Origin of the sequence: Pseudomonas sp. UBA7530, from assembly GCF_002479365.1 — a bacterium.
Taxonomy (GTDB): Bacteria; Pseudomonadota; Gammaproteobacteria; order Pseudomonadales; family Pseudomonadaceae; genus Aquipseudomonas.
This window is the reverse complement of record NZ_DLMS01000002.1, coordinates 43,559-64,028: the sequence shown is the minus strand read 5'-3', so window position 1 is coordinate 64,028 and position 20,470 is coordinate 43,559. Positions and strand designations below refer to the sequence as shown.

The 20,470-nt window shown below is 65.2% G+C and carries 16 protein-coding genes; 7 read left to right on the top strand and 9 right to left on the bottom strand.

Annotated elements, in window-relative coordinates:
• Positions 1-34: 34 nt before the first annotated feature.
• From hutU to hutC, 3 genes are all read left to right on the top strand, one after another.
• Entirely contained in the window at positions 35-1,696 is a 1,662-nt protein-coding gene (gene hutU / locus B2U07_RS05835) for a urocanate hydratase (protein WP_275547458.1), read from the top strand.
• A gap of 117 nt (positions 1,697-1,813) precedes the next feature.
• A complete protein-coding gene (gene hutH / locus B2U07_RS05830) occupies positions 1,814-3,349 on the top strand; it encodes a histidine ammonia-lyase (protein ID WP_275547457.1) in 1,536 nt (511 codons plus the stop codon).
• A 226-nt stretch (positions 3,350-3,575) separates the two neighbouring features.
• Positions 3,576-4,289, top strand: coding sequence for a histidine utilization repressor (gene hutC, locus B2U07_RS05825; protein ID WP_275547456.1), 714 nt, complete (start codon positions 3,576-3,578; stop codon positions 4,287-4,289).
• Between the two features lie 83 nt (positions 4,290-4,372).
• Here the strand turns inward: hutC and B2U07_RS05820 are convergent, their stop codons facing one another.
• From B2U07_RS05820 to B2U07_RS05785, 8 genes are all read right to left on the bottom strand, one after another.
• Positions 4,373-5,032 carry an endonuclease gene (locus B2U07_RS05820; RefSeq protein WP_275547455.1) on the bottom strand — a complete coding sequence of 220 codons (660 nt, stop codon included), beginning with the start codon at positions 5,030-5,032 and terminating at the stop codon, positions 4,373-4,375.
• A gap of 388 nt (positions 5,033-5,420) precedes the next feature.
• Positions 5,421-6,299, bottom strand: a complete 879-nt coding sequence (locus B2U07_RS05815) for an alpha/beta fold hydrolase (protein WP_275547454.1) — start codon at positions 6,297-6,299, stop codon at positions 5,421-5,423.
• Entirely contained in the window at positions 6,296-6,877 is a 582-nt protein-coding gene (locus B2U07_RS05810; RefSeq protein WP_197856885.1) for a TetR/AcrR family transcriptional regulator, read from the bottom strand. Before B2U07_RS05810 ends, B2U07_RS05815 begins: the two co-directional genes overlap by 4 nt.
• A gap of 241 nt (positions 6,878-7,118) precedes the next feature.
• Positions 7,119-7,676: an NADPH-dependent FMN reductase gene (locus B2U07_RS05805; RefSeq protein WP_275547453.1), complete on the bottom strand. Its 558-nt coding sequence runs from the start codon at positions 7,674-7,676 to the stop codon at positions 7,119-7,121.
• 73 nt (positions 7,677-7,749) lie between these two features.
• Positions 7,750-10,065, bottom strand: a complete 2,316-nt coding sequence (locus tag B2U07_RS05800; RefSeq protein ID WP_296276323.1) for an FdhF/YdeP family oxidoreductase — start codon at positions 10,063-10,065, stop codon at positions 7,750-7,752.
• Between the two features lie 141 nt (positions 10,066-10,206).
• Entirely contained in the window at positions 10,207-11,766 is a 1,560-nt protein-coding gene (locus tag B2U07_RS05795) for an acyl CoA:acetate/3-ketoacid CoA transferase (RefSeq protein ID WP_275547451.1), read from the bottom strand.
• Between the two features lie 99 nt (positions 11,767-11,865).
• Positions 11,866-13,251: a GntP family permease gene (locus B2U07_RS05790; protein WP_275547450.1), complete on the bottom strand. Its 1,386-nt coding sequence runs from the start codon at positions 13,249-13,251 to the stop codon at positions 11,866-11,868.
• Between the two features lie 876 nt (positions 13,252-14,127).
• Entirely contained in the window at positions 14,128-15,588 is a 1,461-nt protein-coding gene (locus B2U07_RS05785) for a sigma-54 interaction domain-containing protein (protein WP_275547449.1), read from the bottom strand.
• 293 nt (positions 15,589-15,881) lie between these two features.
• Here B2U07_RS05785 and B2U07_RS05780 point away from each other — a divergent pair, with 293 nt between their 5' ends.
• From B2U07_RS05780 to B2U07_RS05765, 4 genes are all read left to right on the top strand, one after another.
• On the top strand, positions 15,882-16,883 hold the full coding sequence (locus B2U07_RS05780) for a DctP family TRAP transporter solute-binding subunit (RefSeq protein ID WP_275547448.1): 1,002 nt from the start codon (positions 15,882-15,884) through the stop codon (positions 16,881-16,883).
• 153 nt (positions 16,884-17,036) lie between these two features.
• Positions 17,037-17,513: a TRAP transporter small permease gene (locus B2U07_RS05775; protein WP_275547447.1), complete on the top strand. Its 477-nt coding sequence runs from the start codon at positions 17,037-17,039 to the stop codon at positions 17,511-17,513.
• Positions 17,503-18,798, top strand: a complete 1,296-nt coding sequence (locus B2U07_RS05770) for a TRAP transporter large permease (protein WP_275547446.1) — start codon at positions 17,503-17,505, stop codon at positions 18,796-18,798. Before B2U07_RS05775 ends, B2U07_RS05770 begins: the two co-directional genes overlap by 11 nt.
• Before the next feature lie 81 nt (positions 18,799-18,879).
• The gene (locus B2U07_RS05765; RefSeq protein ID WP_275547516.1) at positions 18,880-19,980 is read left to right on the top strand and encodes a GGDEF domain-containing protein; all 1,101 of its coding nucleotides are present in this window, start codon (positions 18,880-18,882) and stop codon (positions 19,978-19,980) included.
• Between the two features lie 10 nt (positions 19,981-19,990).
• Here the strand turns inward: B2U07_RS05765 and B2U07_RS05760 are convergent, their stop codons facing one another.
• A complete protein-coding gene (locus B2U07_RS05760; protein ID WP_197856895.1) occupies positions 19,991-20,365 on the bottom strand; it encodes a hypothetical protein in 375 nt (124 codons plus the stop codon).
• Positions 20,366-20,470 lie beyond the last annotated feature (105 nt).

Below are 20,470 nucleotides of genomic sequence, written 5' to 3'. Positions count from 1 at the left end.
CCACCACTGACCCGTTCCCACAGGAGCCCGCAACATGACCAAGTTCCGCGACACCGAAATCCGCGCCCCGCGCGGCAACACGCTCACCGCCAAGAGCTGGCTGACCGAAGCGCCGCTGCGCATGCTGATGAACAACCTCGACCCGGACGTGGCCGAGAACCCCAAGGAGCTGGTGGTATACGGTGGTATCGGCCGCGCCGCGCGCAACTGGGAGTGCTATGACAAGATCGTTGAGAGCCTGACCAACCTGAACGACGACGAGACCCTGCTGGTGCAGTCCGGCAAGCCGGTCGGCGTGTTCAAGACCCATAGCAACGCCCCGCGCGTGCTGATCGCCAACTCCAACCTGGTGCCGCACTGGGCGAGCTGGGAACACTTCAACGAGCTCGATGCCAAGGGCCTGGCCATGTACGGCCAGATGACCGCCGGCAGCTGGATCTACATCGGCAGCCAGGGCATCGTTCAGGGCACCTACGAGACCTTCGTCGAAGCCGGTCGCCAGCACTACGCCGGCAACCTCAAGGGCCGCTGGGTACTCACCGCTGGCCTGGGTGGCATGGGCGGCGCCCAGCCGCTGGCCGCGACCCTGGCCGGCGCCTGCTCGCTGAACATCGAATGCCAGCAGAGCAGCATCGACTTCCGCCTGCGCAGCCGTTACGTCGACGAGCAGGCCAGCGATCTGGACGACGCCCTGGCGCGCATCGCCAAGTACTGCGCTGAAGGCAAGGCCATCTCGGTCGCCCTGCTGGGCAATGCCGCCGAAATCCTGCCGGAACTGGTCAAGCGCGGGGTTCGCCCGGATATGGTCACCGACCAGACCAGCGCCCACGATCCGCTCAACGGCTACCTGCCGATCGGCTGGAGCTGGTCCGAGTACAAGGATCGCGCAGCCACCGACCCGGCTGGCGTGGTCAAGGCCGCCAAGCAGTCCATGGCCGTGCACGTGCAGGCCATGCTCGACTTCCAGAAGATGGGCGTGCCGACCTTCGACTACGGCAACAACATCCGCCAGATGGCGAAAGAGGAGGGCGTGGCCAACGCCTTCGACTTCCCCGGTTTCGTCCCAGCCTACATCCGCCCCTTGTTCTGCCGCGGCATCGGCCCGTTCCGCTGGGCGGCGCTGTCCGGCAATCCCGAGGATATCTATAAGACCGACGCCAAGGTCAAGGAACTGATCCCCGACGACGCCCACCTGCACCGCTGGCTGGACATGGCCCGCGAGCGCATCGCCTTCCAGGGCCTGCCGGCGCGTATTTGCTGGGTTGGCCTGGGCCAGCGCGCCAAGCTCGGCCTGGCCTTCAACGAAATGGTGCGTTCGGGTGAGCTGAGCGCGCCGGTGGTGATCGGCCGCGACCACCTGGACAGCGGCTCGGTCTCCAGCCCCAATCGCGAGACCGAGGCCATGCAGGACGGCTCCGATGCCGTGTCCGACTGGCCGCTGCTCAACGCCCTGCTCAATACCGCCAGCGGCGCGACCTGGGTGTCGCTGCACCATGGCGGCGGCGTAGGCATGGGTTTCTCCCAGCATTCGGGTATGGTCATCGTCTGCGATGGCACCGACGAAGCTGCCGCACGCATTGCCCGCGTGCTGACCAACGACCCGGGCACCGGCGTGATGCGTCATGCCGATGCCGGTTACCAGATCGCCATCGACTGTGCCAAGGAGCAAGGTCTGAACCTGCCGATGATCGGTTAAGGCACGTTCGCCGCCGGCCCGCTGGGCCGGCGCATCAATCACTGCACGTATCGCGACTTCAGCCATTATTAGGCTCTGCTTCGCCAGGCGCGGACTCACCTCGTGGAAGAACAGAACATGACCACCCTGAACCTGAAACCCGGCCAACTGACCCTGGCCGACCTGCGCGCCGCCTACCAGGCGCCCGTGCACCTGACCCTGGACGCCAGCGCCCATACGGCCATCGACGCCAGCGTCGCCTGCGTCAACCAGATCATCGCCGAGGGCCGCACCGCCTACGGCATCAACACCGGTTTTGGTCTGCTGGCCTCGACCCGCATCGCCAATGCCGATCTGGAAAAGCTGCAGCGCTCCCTGGTGCTGTCGCATGCCGCCGGCATCGGCGAGCCGCTGAGCGATGCCATGGTCCGGCTGATCATGCTGCTGAAGATCAACAGCCTGGCGCGCGGCTTCTCCGGCATCCGCCGCAAGGTGATCGACGCGCTGATCGCCCTGGTCAACGCCGGGGTCTACCCGCATATCCCGCTCAAAGGTTCGGTCGGCGCCTCCGGCGACCTGGCGCCGCTGGCCCATATGTCCCTGGTGCTGCTCGGTGAAAGCCAGGCGCGCTACAAGGGTGAATGGCTGCCGGCCACCGAGGCGCTGGCCGTCGCCGGCCTGGAGCCGATGACCCTGGCCGCCAAGGAGGGCCTGGCCCTGCTCAACGGTACCCAGGTGTCCACCGCCTACGCCCTGCGCGGGCTGTTCGAGGCCGAAGACCTGTACGCCGCCGCCAGCGTTTGTGGCGCGCTCAGTGTCGAGGCGCTGCTCGGTTCGCGCTCGCCCTTCGATGCGCGCATCCATGCCGCTCGCGGTCAGCGCGGGCAGATCGACGCAGCGGCTGCCTTCCGCCACCTGCTCAGCGACAGCAGCGAGATCGGTCGCTCCCACGCCGCCTGCGACAAGGTGCAGGACCCGTACTCGCTACGCTGCCAGCCCCAGGTCATGGGCGCCTGCCTGACCCAGCTGCGCCAGGCTGCCGAGGTGCTCGGCATCGAGGCCAACGCGGTATCCGACAACCCGCTGGTGTTCGCCGCCGAAGGCGAGGTGATTTCCGGTGGCAACTTCCACGCAGAACCCGTGGCCATGGCCGCCGATAATATCGCCCTGGCCATCGCCGAGATCGGCTCGCTGTCCGAACGGCGCATCTCGCTGATGATGGACAAGCACATGTCGCAACTGCCGCCGTTCCTGGTGGCCAATGGCGGGGTGAACTCCGGCTTTATGATCGCCCAGGTAACTGCTGCGGCATTGGCCAGCGAGAACAAGGCGCTGGCCCATCCGCACAGCGTCGACAGCCTGCCGACTTCGGCCAACCAGGAAGACCATGTGTCCATGGCGCCGGCTGCCGGCAAGCGCCTGTGGGACATGGCTGCCAACACCCGTGGCGTGCTGGCCGTGGAATGGCTGGGTGCTTGCCAGGGCCTGGACTTCCGCGAAGGCCTGAAGAGCACGCCGGCGCTGGAGCAGGCGCGCCAGGCCCTGCGCGCCAAGGTGCCGTACTACGTCGAGGATCGCTTCTTCGCCCCGGATATCGCCGCCGCTGACGCGCTGCTGGCCGAGCGCGTGCTGACGCCGTTGCTGCCAGCCGGCATGCTGCCCTCGGTAGGCTGAGAACGGCGGTAGCGTAGCCCGGATGCAATCCGGGGCTTTGATATGAAGCCCCGGATTTCATCCGGGCTACGGTCTTCGTGTAGGAGTCGCGCCCCGCGGCGAATGGGGGCACGTCGCAGGTCTTGTCGAATGGCCGCGACCGCTTTCGCCCCGAGGCGGGGCTCCTACGAGTTCAGTCGTATGGCTGATGTATCATCCGCGCACCGGGCATTTCCAAGGAGCCGACGTGACCAGTCCCACCCCGCGCTACAAGGCCATCGAGGATTTTCTCCTCGAGCGCATTCACGGCGGCGCCTATCCGATCAATCACCAGATCCCGCCCGAGGAGCAACTGGCGCGGGATTTCTCCGTCAGCCGCATGACCGCCAACAAGGCGATCCAGAACCTTGTGCAAAAGGGTTATCTGGTGCGTCAGGCCGGGCTCGGCACCTTCGTCACCGACCGCAAGGCCGAGTCGCCGCTGCACGAGGTGATGAATATCGCCAGTGAAGTGCGCGGTCGCGGTCACGAATACGGCAACGAAGTGGTGCGTTGCGAAGCCATCGCCGCCGATGACGAGGTGGCGCTGCGTCTGGGGCTGCGTCTGGGCGGCGAGGTTTTCCATAGCATCCTCGTGCACCTGCAGGACGGCCTGCCGATCCAGCTCGAGGACCGCTTCGTCAACCCGCGCTGGGTGCCGCATTACCTGCAGAGCGACTTCACCCAGGTAACGCCCAACGAGGTGCTGGTCGCCAGCTGCCCGATCTCGGATGTCGAGCATGTGGTCGAGGCGGTACTGGTGGATGCGCGCACCGCCGAGCTGCTGCAGATCGACCCGGCCATGCCCTGCCTGAGCGTGATCCGCCGTACCTGGTCGGACGATCACCTGGTGAGCTACGCGCGGCTGATTCATCCAGGTGATCGCTACAAGCTGCGTTCGCTGCACAAACGCAGAGGGTAGGCTGTACACAAACCGTAGGAGCCGGCTTGCCGGCGATCCGCGGTGGTTTCGTCGCGGCTAAAGCCCTCCCTCAGTGATCGAAATCAGTCGCTGATCAGCTGATCCACCAATGACGGATCGTCGATGAAACGGTTACGCGTGCCCTGCAGCGCTTCGATCTTGTCGTTGCGTGCCTTCTCGTCCGCATCGGGCGGGTCCATGCGGTGCCAGGCCTTGTACATCGGTATCAGGCCGACGATGGGCAGGTCGTACTCGACGTGCATATGGAAGATCGCCCGGGCGATATTGCCCTTGGCTTCGTCACGCGGTTCCACCAACTGATAGCTGGCCTTCATGTCGCAGCCGATATCGGCGAACTTGCTCGGCACATCGTCGGCCAGGTCGGCGAACTGGGCGTTACGTCGGACCAGCTCCACGCGCGCCAGTGCCGGGTAGTAGTTGTGCAGGTCGGCGACGATGTACGGGTAGCGCGGGTTCATGATGGTGCACTGGCGATCAGTGACGCAGCGCATCGCGCTCTTGAGCTGCTTGCCGCTGTAGATCGGGCTGGCCGTCAGCGTGCCGCTTTCGCGGGCGAAGGTCTGGCCGCAGTACAAGGTGCTGCCGCCATTGCCGTAGAGGTTCTGCCAGAACGCCTGTGCGATGGCCTGTTTGACGTCGCCCAGTTGGGTCTGGCCGCTGGCCAAGGAGAAGGAGCTCATGCAGGTTGCCAGGCAACCGAGAAACAGCGTGACGGTGCGCATACTCAAGCCCCCGACTGACGGCATCTTTTGTTGTTTTTTGTAGGACAAAACGAAGTCTAGCAAGACGTACGTCGCAAAAAACATCGACAGCCGTTTTCACCCAAATTGGAAGGGCTTCGGGCAAATACGAGGCGGCATCAATGGCTGGCGAATTTTGTAAGCCATGGCTTACAAGATGTGGCGATAATCGCCACTGTCGAGCCATCAGGTACGAGCGTACTCTGCCGCACATGGATTCAGCGCAGGAAGCGCCCAGACAAACAAGGACACGCTGGACAGCCGCCAGGATGGTGAGCAGATCAAGGATGTCAGGACAACAGTCTGCAAAACCCCGCAATCGCGGGGTTTTCTTTTTTCTGCCTGGCAGTTTCCCGCCGTATTCTAGCTTTCAAGCCGCTCGTTGTTCGCTGCGCAGCCGTTCAAACCAGTCCAGAGTCTCGTCCCACAGGCGCTGCGCCGCAGGGCGGAAATACCCCATATGACCGATATCGCCCAGGCCTTCGGCTTGTGAGTCAAGCGTGCGCGCCTGGAAGGGCGCGTTGGTGTAGGCGGCCATGAAGGCATCGCGCGAGGCGGGCGGTGCCCACAGGTCGTCCAGCGTGTTGAGCGCCACGATGGGCGTGCGTACCTGGGCGAAGCGCTCTGCCAGCCCCGGCATCTGCGGGTCGTCGAAGAAGTAGCGCGGGAAGCGGCACCAGCGCTTCCATTGGCGATAGACGCCCAGTGGCAGATCTTCGCCCATGCCCAGCGTGCTCCACGCCAGATAACCCTTGTAGCGCGTGATCAGCGGGCCGACCACCCGCCACATGGCCAACACGCGCAGTTGTTCGCCCTTTGGCATCCAGCCGTGCCAGCCAGCGCCAGTGCCGAAGGTATAGAAGCCGGCGACCTGGTCGTGGTTGGGCAGCAGGCCGAAGGCGTGGCCGCCGAAGGAATGGCCGACCACGAACAGCGGGCGCTCGGCGTGCCGGTGCTGATCCACCGCCGCGGCCAGGTCGAGATTGGCCCAGTCCAGATATTCCATCTCGAAGCCGCGCAGGCTGTCCGGCCTGGATTGGCCGATGCCGCGGTAGTCCAGGGTCAGGGTGTTGAAGCCCCGGCTGGCGGCGTGTTCGGCGAAGCGTCGGTAGAAACCTTGCGGCACCCCGGTCGCGCCGGCGATCAACAACTGCGCGTGGGGGCGCTCGGCGTAATAGCGTGTGGCAGCCAACGGGTAATCATCGAGGGCCAGCAGGGGCTGGGTTTCGCGGCGAATGGACGTGGTCATGGCGACAGGGACTCCGGGCGATGCTGGCGGGTCAGATGGAGCAGGGTGGTCACGGCCTGCTTCAGCGGTTCGCTGCTACCGGCGACGCGCGCCTGCAGCAGGCCGCCTTCGTAGAGCGCGACGAACAGGGCAGCGAGGCCTTGCGGCTGTGGATAACCATGGCGTTGCAATTGCTGCTGCAGCGCCTGGCGAATGACCATAAAGGCGTTGGCCAGGGCGGCACGAATCTGCTGATCGTCCGGGCCGCTTTCCAGGGCGACGGCAGCCAGCGGACAGCCGCGTTCGAACGCGCTGTTCTGCAACTGGCCAAGTGCGCTCTGTAGCCAGGCGCTCAGCGCATCGAGCGGGTCGGGCTGGCGCTCGAAGAGCGCGGCGAAAGCCTGCTCGGCGCGCTGGCCGACGCGTTCGATGGCCGCCACCGCAAGCTCGGTCTTACCGCCCGGGAAGTGATGGTAAAGGCTGCCCTTGGGCGCACCGGCGGCCGCCAGCAGTTCGCTCAGGCCGACGCCGTGCAAGCCCTTGCGCTGCAGGGCATCGATCATGGCGTCGATCAGATTGTCGCGAGTGGTCTTGGTCATGCCCTGGATTATCTAGACCGATCGGTCTAGTGGCCAGTGTCATTCAGGCCGTGGGTCAGGGCATATCTGCAGTCAGTTCCTGTGCGCGGCGCCGGTTGGGTCGAGCAGCTTCAGAAGGTCTGCGGGAGGGACTTAAAAGGATTTCGTGCGAGATGAGCAAGCCAGGATGCGTTTGCGCTTCCTGGCCGCGATGCCGCTCGGGGCCAGGTTTCCCTGACGGCCCGAGCGGTCATTTATTGGTTCAACCGACCTGCTTGGCTACCCAGGCAGCGTGGGCGTCGATGAATTTCTGCAGGAAAGGCTTGATGCCGTCGCTGAGCGCGCCGTTTTCATCGAAGAAATTGCCGGCACCGCCCAGATAAGCCTCCGGCTGCTGCAGCACATGCACGTCGAGGAACACCAGGCACTGGCGCAGGTGGTGGTTGGCGCCGAAGCCGCCGATAGCACCGGGCGAGGCGCTGAGTACGGCACCGGGCTTGCCGCTGAAGCCGCTCTGGCCGTACGGGCGCGAGCCGACGTCGATGGCGTTCTTCATCGCGCCGGGAATCGAGCGGTTGTACTCGGGGGTGACGAACAGCACGGCGTCGGCCGCATTGAGCTTGCTGCGGAACGGCGCATAGGACGCCGGAGCGCTATCGCCGTCGGCGTCTTCGTTGTACAGCGGCAGGTCGCCGATCTCGAGGATTTCCAGGTTCAGCGAGGCGGGCGCCAGGTCGGCCAGCGCCAACGCCAGCTTGCGGTTGATGGAGGCCTTGCGCAGGCTGCCGACCAATACGGCGACGTTGTAGGTCTTGCTCATGGTTGTTCCTCTGGCGAATGAATAAACAGGCAGCAACTATAGACCGGTCAGAGGAATCGGGTTCCGTCTTGTCTCACTCCAATGCTCGTGCCGTGGCGATGAAGGGCCGCAAGGTGATCGGGATGGACTTGGCCGCCGGCACCTTGGCCTTCTTCTCATGGTGCCAGAGCGGCACCAGCACATTGCACTCGGGATAGTAGGCAGCGCAGCAGCCTTCGGGAATGTCGTGCGGGGTGACACGCAGCGGCCCGACCGAGCGCTGCACGCCATCGTCGACGGCGGTACTCGCCTGCACCTGATCGCCTTCGCTGAGCCCCAGTCTGGCCATGTCGTTGCGGTGCATGAAGAGCACCGAGCGAGTGCCGTGCACGCCGCGGAAGCGGTCATCGTAGCCGTACACCGTGGTGTTGAACTGATCGTTGCTGCGGATCGTCATCAGGTTGAGCACGTCACGACGTTCCGGGTTCTGTTCGACGTCGTCGTTGAGCGCCAGGGTGTCCGGCCGGGTGAAGTTGGCCTTGCCGCTGTCGGTGTTCCATTCGCGCCAGGTGGCCGGCAGGGGGCGGTGGAAGCCGCCCGGTTCGAGCATGCGCGTGTTGAAGTCGTGGAAAATGTCCGGATAGCTGGTGGCGATGGCCTCGCGGATCAGCCCGTAGTCGGCCACCCAGGCATCCCAGTCCATGCGTGGGTTGGCGGGCAGCGTTGCCTTGGCCAGGGCGGCGATGATCGCCGGTTCAGAACGCAGCTGCTCACCGGCCGGCTTGACCACACCCTGCCAGGCACGGATGCAGGCGGTGCTGTCCTCGGTGGTGTGGTACTGCGCGCCGCTGGCCTGAATGTCCATCTCGGTGCGCCCCAGGCAGGGCAGGATGTAGGCCTTCTCGCCGTGCACCAGGGCGCTGCGGTTGAGCTTGGTGACGATCTGCACGGTCAGGCGCAGCTTGCTCCAGGCCGGCTCCAGGCGCTGGCTGTCCGGCGTGGCGCGGACGAAATTGCCGCCGAGGGAGAGAAATGCCTTGATCCTGCCGTTGAGCACACCTTCGCAGGCGTCCACCGTGGTGGTGCCGTCCTGCTCCGGTACGTTGAAGCCGAACTGTTCGTACAGGCGGTCGACCGGCACCTGCGCCACCTTCTCGGTGATGCCGACGGTGCGCTGACCCTGCACGTTGGAGTGGCCGCGCACCGGGCAGATGCCCGCACCTTCCTTGCCCAGGTTGCCGCGCATCAGCAGCAGGTTGACCAGCATCTGGATGCTGGTCACGCCATGGCGATGCTGGGTCAGGCCCATGCCGTAGATGGCGATGACCCGTTGGCAACCGGCATACACCTTGGCGGCGCCTTCCATCGCGCCACGGGTCAGGCCGCTGCGGCGCTCCAGCATCTCCCAGGCATAGCCGCGAATGGTCCGCTCGAAAGCCTCGAAGCCCTGGGTGTGCTGCTCGATGAAGGCGATGTCCAGCACACGATCCTGGCCGTTCTCGCGCGCCGCGTCGTCCATCGTCAGCAAGGCCTTGCAGATGCCGGCGATGGCCGCGGCATCGCCGCCAATGATGAGCTGGTGATAGTGCGTGGTGACCACCTCCGACTCACCGGTGAGCATCTGCCGCGGCGATTGCGGATTGGTGAAGCGCTCCAGGCCGCGTTCGCGCAGTGGATTGAAGGTGAGGATGGGCGCGCCGCGCTGTCGGGCGGCGTCCAGGTCATGCAGCATGCGCGGGCTGTTGCTGCTGGTATTGTGGCCGAAGATCATCAGGCCGTCGGTCTTGCCGAAGTCCTCTAGGGTGACGGTGCCGACCGGCACGCCGATGCTTTCCGGCAAGGCCACCGAGGTGCTCTCGTGACACATGTTGGAACTGTCCGGCAGGTTGTTGGTGCCGAAGCGGCGCGCGAGCAACTGCCACATATACGAGGCTTCCAGCGAGGCACGGCCGGACGCGTAGAACACGGCCTGATCGGGGTCTTCCAGTGCCTTGAGCTCGGCGCCGATCTCAGCGATCGCCTCGTCCCAGCTCACCGGAAGGTAGCGATCAGTCGTCGCATCCCAGCGCATCGGCTCGGTCAGGCGACCCTGTTGCTCCAGCTGGTAGTCGCTCCAGTTGCGCAGCTCGCTGAGGGTGTGGCCGGCGAAGAATTCGGGCGTGCAGCGCAGGCTGGTGGTTTCCCAGGCCGTGGCTTTGGCACCGTTCTCGCAAAAGGCCAGGGGTTTGGACGGGTGGGGCTTGGCCCAAGCGCAACTGACGCAGGCGAAGCCGTCGATCGGGCGGTTCTGCTTGAGCAGCGCCGCAGCGCCGGTCAATGGCGCCCGTTCGCGCAGCAGGATGGTGCCCACGGCATTGGCCGAACCCCAGCCACCGGAAGGTCCACGATAGGGTTTGAATCGGGGTTTCATGCTCCGTCTCCCTGGCTCGTCGTCTTGCAGTTACGACGGAGGGGGCGGGAGATGGTTCAGGTTGTTTGCCCGTGCATGGCGCAAGCGGGCGCATCGTGCCGGTTTAAAAAAACGGGCCCGTTCAGGCCCGCAAGTTCACGCTCAAAGGCTTGCCAGGCACTGCGCCAGGCCTATCGGTTCGGGGCGCAACAGTCGATCGTCCATCAGTTTCGGCTGGCGCACGATAGGCGCGAAGTCCATGCGCGCGAGAATGTCGCGTTCGATGTCCACGCCCGGCGCCACTTCGATCAGCTCCAGGCCTTCGCCAGTCAGCCGGAACACGCAGCGCTCGGTGACGTAGAGCACCGGCTGGCCGCGTTCGGCGGCCAGGCGACCGGCGAAGGTGCGGTGCTCCACCTCGGCGACGAACTTGCGCAGCTCGCCGTCCTGGACGATGCGCAGCTGGCCGCCTTCGATGCGAATATCCTGCGCACCGGCGCTGAAGGTGCCGACGAACACCACCTGCTTGGCGTTCTGGCTGATGTTGATGAAACCGCCCGCGCCGGCCAGGCGCGAGCCGAATTTCGACACGTTGAGGTTGCCCGCCGCATCGGCCTGGGCCAGGCCGAGAAAGGCGATGTCCAGGCCGCCGCCATCGTAGAAGTCGAACTGGTAGGGTTGATCGAGCAATGCGCTGTGGTTGCTCGCCGCGCCGAAATCCAGGCCAGAGGCCGGCACGCCGCCGATCACGCCGGGCTCGGCGGTCAGCGTCAGGCGCTCGATCACGCCCTCTTCGGCGGCCACCGCCGCCACGCCCTCGGGCATGCCTATACCGAGGTTGACCACCGCGCCAGCTTTCAGCTCCAGCGCCGCGCGGCGGGCGATCAGCTTGCGCACGTCCAGCGGCATTGGCGTCAGGCTGTCTACCGGCACGCGGGTTTCGGCGGCGAAGGCCGGGTTGTAGGCGGTGGCGAAGGTCTGCTGGTGATTGGCCGGCTCGGCCTGCACCACGCAATCCACCAGAATTCCAGGGATCTTCACCTGGCGTGGGTTGAGCGAGCCGCGTTCGACGATGCGCTCGACCTGAGCGATCACCAGCCCGCCGGAATTGCGCGCGGCCATGGCGATGGCCAGGCTCTCGATGGTCAGCGCCTCGCGCTCGAAGCTGAGGTTGCCGTCAGGGTCGGCGCTGGTGGCGCGGACGATGCCGACGTTGATCGGGAAGGTCGGGTAGAACAGATAGTCCTCGTCATCGATGGGCATCAGCCGCACCAGGTCGGCGGTGGTGCGCGCATTGAGCTTGCCGCCGCCATGGCGCGGGTCGACGTAAGTGCCCAGGCCGACACGCGACAGCTGCCCCGGTTTGCCGGCGGCGATGTCGCGAAACAGCTGGGAGATCACCCCCTGCGGCAGGTTGTAGGCCTCGATGCGGTTGTCCACGGCCAGCTTCTGCAGCCCCGGCACCAAGCCCCAGTGACCGCCGATCACCCGGCGCACCAGGCCTTCATGGGCCAGGTGGTTGAGGCCGCGGCCCCTTCCGTCGCCCTGGCCGGCTGCGTACACCAAAGTCAGGCCCTGCGGCGCCTGTTCGGCGACGAATCGCTGCTCCAGGGCGATGGCGATCTGCTCGGCGAAACCGATGCCGACGAAGCCGCCAGTGGCCAGGTTGGCGTTATCGGGAATGCGCGCCACGGCTTCGGCGGCGGTGATGATCTTGCTCATTGCGGGTACTCGTGCATTGCAGAGGACTGTAGGAGCGGCCGGGCGGCGCTCCGCTTCAGCCGCGAAATTTCGCGGATAAATCCGCTCCTACAGCGGTCATCAGAAGCTTCCAAACAGCGTGCCCAGGGTGATGACGACAGCGAGCGCCACCAGTGGGAAGGCCACGGTGTTGACGAAGATGAACTTGTACGACTCGCGATGGGTGAGCTTGCAGATCGCCAGCAGCGAGATCACCGCGCCGTTGTGCGGCAGGGTGTCCATGCAGCCCGAGGCCATGGCGGCGACGCGGTGCAGCAGCTCGGGGCTGATGCCGGCGGCGGTGGCCATGGTCAGGTACTGCTCGCCGAGGGTCTTCAGCGCGATGGACATGCCGCCGGAGGCCGAGCCGGTGATGCCGGCGAGGATGTTCACCGCCACCGCTTCGGAAATCAGCGGGTTGCTGGAGACGCCCAGCACCAGGTCGCGGATGACCACGAAGCCGGCCAGGGAGGCGATCACCGTGCCGTAACCCACCTCGGCGGCGGTGTTGAGGATCGGCAGCATGGAGCCGAAGGCGCCGTCGTTGACGCTCTTCTTCAGATCCATCCAGCGTTTCCAGTGCATGGCGATCAGCAGCACGATGGCGGCGCCCAGAGCAACGATGATCGACCAGATACCGATCAGCGACTTGGCATCCTGCAGGCCGCCGAATTCCGGCTTGGCCAGGTAGCTGGTGTCGACGGCCGGCAGAATCTGTTTGGCCATCAGGAAGTTCAGCGCGATCACCACGAAGATCGGCAGCAGCGCCAGCCAGAAGCCGGGGATGTCGCGGCGCTCTTCGCTGACCGGATCCTCGCGGTGCTCGCCGTAACCTTCGCCGGCGGCCATCAGCTTGCGCGACTGCGCGGTGAGCCACCAGGTGCCGAGGCCGAACATGATCAGGCCAGCGATTACCCCCAGGCCCGGCGCGGCGAAGGCGTCGGTGCCGAAGAAGGGGTTGGGAATAGCGTTCTGGATCGCCGGCGTGCCGGGTAGCGCGGTCATGGTGAAGGTGAACGAGCCGAGGGCGATGGCCCCGGGGATCAGGCGCTTGGGGATGCCCGCTTCGCGAAACAGCGCAGCGCCGATCGGGTACACGGCGAAGGCCACCACGAACAGCGACACGCCGCCGTAGGTGAGGATGCCGCAGGCCAGCACGATGGCCAGGATGGCACGCTCGCTGCCGACCTTGGCAACGATGCCATGGGCAATGGCGCGCGCCGACCCCGAGTCGTCCATCAACTTGCCGAACAGGGCGCCGAGCAAGAACAGCGGGAAGAACTGGATCACGTAGCCGCCCATGGCTTTCATGAACACCTGGGTGTAGGTGGGCAGTAGCAGGGCAATGTCACCAGCGAACAGCAGCGCCAGCAGGGCCAGCAGCGGGGCGAGAATCAGAACGTTGATGCCGCGGTAGGCGAGGTACATCAACAATGCGAGGGAAATCAGAATACCGAGGGTACCCATGGGTGGTTCCTTTTGTTGTTGTTCTAGCGGCTGAAGCCGTTTATCGAGAAGGCGCGGGTAAGGCAGCGCGCCTTTGCCGGGTATAGAGCCAGAGTCGTGCCAGGGTGGGATGAGACTTTGGTCAAGGTGGCGAAAAGGTTGATGGGCCGGGGATTGCAGGCGTCAACGCCGAGCGTGGGGCAAGTAGGTCGAATGAGGTGAGTGTCCATTTTTATGGATTTTTCCAATTTTATGGATTTCCTATTTGCCTTGTGTCCAGAATTCTGGACGCTGGCGATCCTCGGATTTCCTCCAGCCGATACATCCGGCGGGTTTCACCCCGCCCTACAATACAAGTCACCCGTAGGGCGGGTGAAACCCGCCAACTGCCGTGGCGTCGTGCCCGCCCCGGATTTCATCTGGGCTACACAATTGCGGCCAGCAACGTTATCTGTAGGAGCGGCTTTAGCCGCGAAGCGATTTCCGGTTCGGTGACAATTGCGGCTGAAGCGGAATGCCGTCCAGCCGCTCCCACAACCAATGCCGTAGCCCGGATGCAATCCGGGAGCTTTGCGAACCTTTGCCCCGGATTTCATCCGGGCTACGAAATTGCGGCCAGCAACGTTATCTGTAGGAGCGGCTTTAGCCGCAAAGCGATTTCCGGCCCGGTGACAATCGCGGCTGAAGCGGAATGCCGCCCAGCCGTTCCCACAACCAATGCCGTAGCCCGGATGCAATCCGGGAGCTTTGCGAACCTTTGCCCCGGATTTCATCCGGGCTACGCAATTGCGGATGGCAACGGAATCTGTAGGAGCGGCTTTAGCCGCGAAGCGATTTCCGATCCGGTGGCAATCGCGGCTGAAGCCGCTCCTACGACCAGCCACCAGCCGCCAGCGCTTAACCCCTTCGTCCCAGCCCATGCTGCGCCAGCTTGGCGTAGAACCCGGCGCGGGAAATTCCCAGGCGTTCGGCAGCCAATTGGCGATTGCCGTCGGTAGCCTGCAGCGCTGCCAGCAGCGCCTGCCTTTCGGCCTGCGCCAACTGTTCGGCCAGCGTCTGCGCTGTACTCGCCATCACTGGCACAACGGGTGTCGGCGCACTCGGCGCAACCGGGTCGACCAGCAATCCACGCAGAACTTCGCCATCCAGCCGACCATCGACCGCCAGTTGCGCCCGCTCCAGCAGGTTGCGTAGCTCGCGCACGTTACCCTTCCACGGTTGCGCGCAGAGCAGGGCGAGGGCATCGTCGCTCAGCTCCATGGGCGCCAGGCCGGAGCGGTTGGCCAGGTCATCGAGCAAATGCTCGATCAGCGCGGGAATGTCGCCCGCACGTTCTCGCAGCGGCGGCACGCGCAGGGCCAGCACGTTGAGGCGATAGTACAGGTCATCGCGAAACTGCCCGGCCGCCACCTTGGCTTCGAGGTCGATATGGGTGGCGGCGATCACCCGCACATTGAGCGGTTTGACCTGGTTGGAGCCGAGCGGCTCCACCTCCTGCTCCTGCAACACGCGCAGCAGCTTGGCTTGCAGCGGCAGCGGCAGGTCGCCGATCTCGTCGAGAAACAGCGTGCCGCCGTTGGCCACTTCGAACTTGCCGATACGCGCCTTGCGGTCGGCGCCGGTAAAGGCACCCGGCGCGGTGCCGAACAGTTCGGCCTCGACCAGGGTTTCCGGAATCGCCGCGACGTTGACCGCGACGAATGGCCCGTTGGCGCGTGGCGACAGGTTGTGAATGCCCTGCGCCAGCAGCTCCTTGCCGGTGCCGGTTTCGCCACGGATCAGCACCGTGGCATCGAGTTGTGCGGCGCGACGGGCCTTGCGCTTCACCTCGCTGGCAGCGCTGCTGGCGCCGATGAACCCGGCGATGGTGTAGCGCGCACGGCGCGCCTTGGCCAGCTCGTGCTGAGTGGCGAGCAACTGCGTCTGCAGGTTGGCGTACTTGGCCATCAGCGGCTTGAGGTGACGGGCGCGGTCGAACAGCACGAAACCCAGCGCGCCGACCAGGGTGCCGTCCTCGTCGCGCAACGGAATGCGAGTGACCACGAAGTGCTCGCCGCCGAAGGCCATCAGGTCGAGCATGCTCGGCTGGCCGCTTTCCACCACCTCGCGCAGGCGGCTGGCAGGCAGCACTTCCTCGATCTCCTTGCCCAGCGCCGTGCGTGCATCGGCGATGCCGACCTTCTGCGCGTACTTGTCGTTGATCCAGACGATGCGCGCCTGGCGGTTGACCGCGATGGTGCCCTCGCACTGCGCATCGAGGTGATCGAACAGCAGCGGCATGGCCACCGCGCGGAAGCGCTCCGGCGACACGCCGATGATCAGGCCGTGCTGGTCGAGGTCGTCGTGGGAGATGGCCATGGGCGAATGTCCGAAGTCAGAAGCCGCTGATTATGGTTGGCGCTGCTGCGCACGGGCAACGTCAACAGTCATCGGACAATGGCTTTCGCCGCGCGCTTCTGGAATAGTTGAGCGGCTGCGCGTAACCCGCCGGCACCTGCCGATCGCTCACAAGGCCTGCCCGGCAGCCCTGACACCTGCCGTGTCCCTTTCGCGCTGACCTGGCGCGCCAGGCGAGCCATACGCCCGCCGCTGGATCCGCACCGCTTTGCCGGTGCCACAACGACAACACCAAGATCCACAAGGACGCCCCGATGAAACTCAAGCGACTCTTCTCCGCGCTCGCCGCCGGCGCTGCGCTGACCGCCCTGTGCGCCACCGCGCAGGCGCGTGAATACTCCGTCTCCACCGTACTTTCCGATGCCTTCCCTTGGGGCCAGGCCGCGCAGAAGTGGGCCGATCTGGTCAACGAGCGCTCCGAAGGGCGCATCACCCTGCGCGTCTACCCCAACGCGCAACTGGTCGCCGGCGACCAGACCAAGGAATTTTCCGCCATGCGCTCGGGGCTGATCGACATGGCCGTGGGCTCGACCATCAACTGGTCGCCGCAGGTGCCGGAACTCAACCTATTCTCCCTGCCGTTTTTGATGAAGAACGATGCCGACCTCGACGCCATCACCCAGGGCGAAGCCGGCAAACTGGCCTTCGCCGCCATCGAGCAGCGCGGCATCGTGCCGCTGGCCTGGGGCGAGAACGGCTTCCGGCAGATCTCCAACTCGGCCAAGCCGGTGCGCAGCCCGGCCGATCTGGCGGGCCTGAAGATCCGCGTGGTCGGCTCGCCGCTGTTCCAGGACACCTTCACTGCTCTCGGCGCCAACCCCACGCAAATGAGCTGGGCCGATGCCAAGCCGGCGCTGACCACCGGCGCGGTGGACGGCCAGGAAAACCCGCTGTCGGTCTTCGACGTGGCGCGTGTCGACCAGGTCGGCCAGAAGTACCTGACCCTGTGGGACTACATGGCCGACCCACTGGTGTTCGCCGTCAACCAGCGCGTATGGAAATCCCTGCCCGAGGAAGATCGCGAACTGCTCAGCCAGGCCGCCATCGACGCCGGCAAGTGGGAGATCGAGCTGTCGCGTGGCGCTCAGGCCCAGCGCCTGGCCGACGTGCGTGAGCGCGGCGTGCAAGTGATCGAACTGACCGACGCCGAGCGCGCCGCGTTCGTCGAGGCCACTGCCAGCGTGCAGGAGAAATGGGCACCGCGCATCGGCGACGCGCTGATGGAAGCCGCGCGCAAGGCCGTGGCCCAGCCCTGATTCGTTTTATCTGACCGGAAGCCCACACTACGGGGCGTAGTGGTGGATGTCCCTTAGCCTGCTCTGCTCCCCTCTCCCGCTTGCGGGAGGGGTCGGGGAGAGGGCAGGGAGCGCCACTGCACGAGCGCCTCGATCCGGTCATTCGAGGTTCTTATGAGTAAGCAACTCGACGCGCCGTTGGAGCGCGTTCTGGCCACCCTGGCCCTGGTGATCATCAGTCTGATCAGCCTGGCCAATGTCGTGGTGCGTTATTTCACCGATGCATCCTTTGCCTTCACCGAGGAAATCTCGGTGTTCCTACTGGTCATCCTCACCTTCGCCGGTGCTTCGGTGGCCATGCGCAGCAACCGACACATTCGTATCGGCCTGCTCGAGCGCCTGTTCCCGCGCCTGCGCACGCCGTTGATCCTGCTGCAGTGGCTGGCCGGCGTGCTGGTGCTGGGGTTGGTGTGCTGGTACGGCGGGCAGTTCGCCTGGGAGGAGTTCCAGTGGGATTCCGAATCGCCCGGTCTGGGACTGCCCAACTGGTGGTACGTGGTCTGGCTGCCGATCCTGGCGCTGCTGGTGTTCGTGCGCCTGACCCAGATGACCCTCGATCGCCTGCGCGGGAGGATCAGCGATGAGCCCTGATCTCTGGTTGATCCTCAGTTTCGCCGTACTGCTGGCGCTCGGCGTACCGGTGGCCTTCGCCCTCGGCCTGTCCGGGGCCATCGGCATCATCGCCGGCCTGTCGCCGGACATGCTCGCCACTCTCGGCACCAACACCTACAACGGCGTGGCCAAGTACCCGCTGATCGCCATTCCGCTGTTCATCCTCACCGGCCTGGTGTTCGAGAAGGCCGGCGTAGCGCTCAGGTTGGTGCGCTTCGCCCAGGCCTTGATCGGCCCGCGTCATGGCGGCCTGGCCATGGTCGCGGTGCTGGTGTGCCTGATCATGGGCGGCATGAGCGGCTCCGGGCCGGCCGACGCCGCAGCCGTGGCAATGGTGATGCTGCCGAGCATGACCAAGGCTGGTTATCCCAAGCCGTTCTCGGCCACGCTGATCGCCGCGTCGGCTTCGACGGCGATCCTGATTCCGCCGTCGATCGCGCTGATTCTGTACTCCATCGTGGTGCCAGGCGTGGACCTGCGCGCGCTGTTCGCTGCCGGCCTGTTTCCCGGCATTCTGGTCGGTCTGGTGCTGCTGGTGCCGGCCTGGCTGCTGTCGCGTCATTATGGCTGGGAGTCGCCGGAGGCGAGCGAGCGTCCGCCGCTGGGTGAAAGCTTCAAGCAGGCGCTGCCGGCGTTGTTCGCTCCGGTGCTGATCCTCGGGGGCCTGCGCAGCGGGCTGTTCACGCCCACTGAAGCGGCTGTGGTCGGCGTGACCTACGGCGTGCTGGTCGGCCTGTTCCTCACCCGCGAACTGAACTGGCGCAGCCTCTGGCGCCTGTGTGGCGAGGCCGGGGTGATCTCTGGCGTGGTCATGCTGATCATCGCCCTGGCCGGTATCTTCGCCTGGGCCGGCACCATGCTCGGCACCTTCCGCCACCTGGCCGAATGGCTGATCTCGCTGTCGGACAACGGCTGGGTGCTGCTGGCGCTGGTGATGCTCGCCGTACTGCTGGCCGGCATGCTGCTCGATGCCATCTCGATCTACCTGATCCTGATGCCGATCCTGATTCCGGTCATGCAGCATTTCGGCTGGAATCCGGTGTGGTTCGGCATCCTGCTGGCGATGAACATCGCCATCGGTCAGTTCACCCCACCGGTGGCGATCAACCTGATGGTTACGGCGGAAGTCGCCAAGATACGTCTGGAGCAGACCGTCGGCTGGGCGGCGCTGTTCGTCGTGGTGATGTCCAGCGCCCTGCTTCTGGTGGCGATCTTCCCTGAAATCGCCCTGTGGCTGCCGCGCGTAATGGGTTACGCGGTGTAAAACAGGCAAGGCCGTCTATAGTTGCCTGAAGGTGTGCAGCGCGGGGGCTGCGCACCGTCGCAGGTGGTGCTGGGCAATAAAATGGGCGATGGCAACTATAACGATCACAGGGATGTAGGTGCAGGGCACAGCGACGGCCTTCTGGAGGCTGGCAAGCGCGCACTGGTGCGTACCATCCTGCTCGCCACCGGCCTGACCCTCGGTGGCTTTTCGATCCTGCAGGCGCTGGCCGGCAACTATCCGTTCGCCATCGTTGAAGTGTTGTTCACGGCCTTGCTGCTGCTCGGTGCCTGGCGCATCGAACGCGCCAGGCATCTGTACTTGTGGATCTACCTGTACCTGATCCCGACCTTCTGCTTCATCCTCTACATCATCGTCATGCCGGATGCGTCCTCGGCGGCGTTCGTCTGGCTGTACATGATTCCGCTGCTGGCCTACCTGCTGCTGGGCAAGCGTCGCGCCTTCCTGCTCACTGCGCCGTTCATGCTCGCCGGCCTGCTGCTGTACTTCGCCGACAACCACCTGAACCTGGACACTCATGGCCTGATCGACGTCGGCAACGCCGCTCTGTGTGGCGTATTGATCCTGGTCTTCGTGCATATCTACGACGGCCTGCGCATGCAGGCCTACGAGGAGCTGGAGCGCCTGGCGCAGACCGACTCGCTGACTGGCGTGGCCAGCCGCGGCAGCTTCCAGCACGCGCTGCAGCGCAGCATCCAGGAGGCCGAGCGCAGCAGCGGGCATCTGGTGCTGGTGCTACTCGACGTCGACCACTTCAAGCAGGTCAATGATCAGTGGGGGCACGATGCCGGCGACATGGCGCTGCAGCACATCTGCCAGCTACTGCAGCAGCGTCTGCGCGTGACCGACTTTCTCGGGCGCCTGGGCGGGGAGGAATTCGGCCTGCTGCTGCGCCATACCGACAGCGCGGGCGCCGAACCGCTGGTGGAAAAGCTGCGCAAGCAGATCGCCAATCAACCGCTGGAGTACGACGGTGCTCAGATCGCACTGTCCGCCACCTTCGGTTTGGCCGCCTGGCCGAGGGATGGCCGCAGCGCTGCCGAGCTGTACCGCACCGCCGATCGCCGCCTGTACAGCGGCAAGCAGCGCGGGCGTAATCAACTGGTCAGCGCCGACCTGCCGCCTGAGCTACTACTGGACAAGCTCGACGTTCGGCTTTGAATGGCGTTTGTCAGCGCGACGCGCTGGCTGGCGCCGCGGCGGGCACGCAAGGCTGCTGGCCGGCACCGGCAAGGGTCTCGACGTTGCTCAGCACGTTATGGCCCTGGTTGACCTTCTGTGCGTTCTCCGCGACCTGCATGCGCTGGGCGTAAGTGGCGGAGTTGCCGTTGAGGCTGTGCTGGGTCTCGAGCACGGTATTGGCCATGTCCAGCAGGCTGCGCCCGGTGGCGATCAGGCTGCTGGTCGCGGTCGGGGCGCATGGGTCGCTGGCCAGCTGGGTGTTCTGCAGCCCCTGGGTTTGCGTGTTCTGCGCCAGGCATCCGCTCAGCGAGGCCAGTGCAACGGTACTCAGGACGATCGCCAGGCTTCGTTCCTTGATGTTCATCAGACATTCCCTTCAATGACCGTGCCCCAACCCGGTGCCGAGGCGTTGCCCGGATTCTAGGAACGACGGCGGCAGGCACGAAATAGTACGGGTGTACTGATGGCG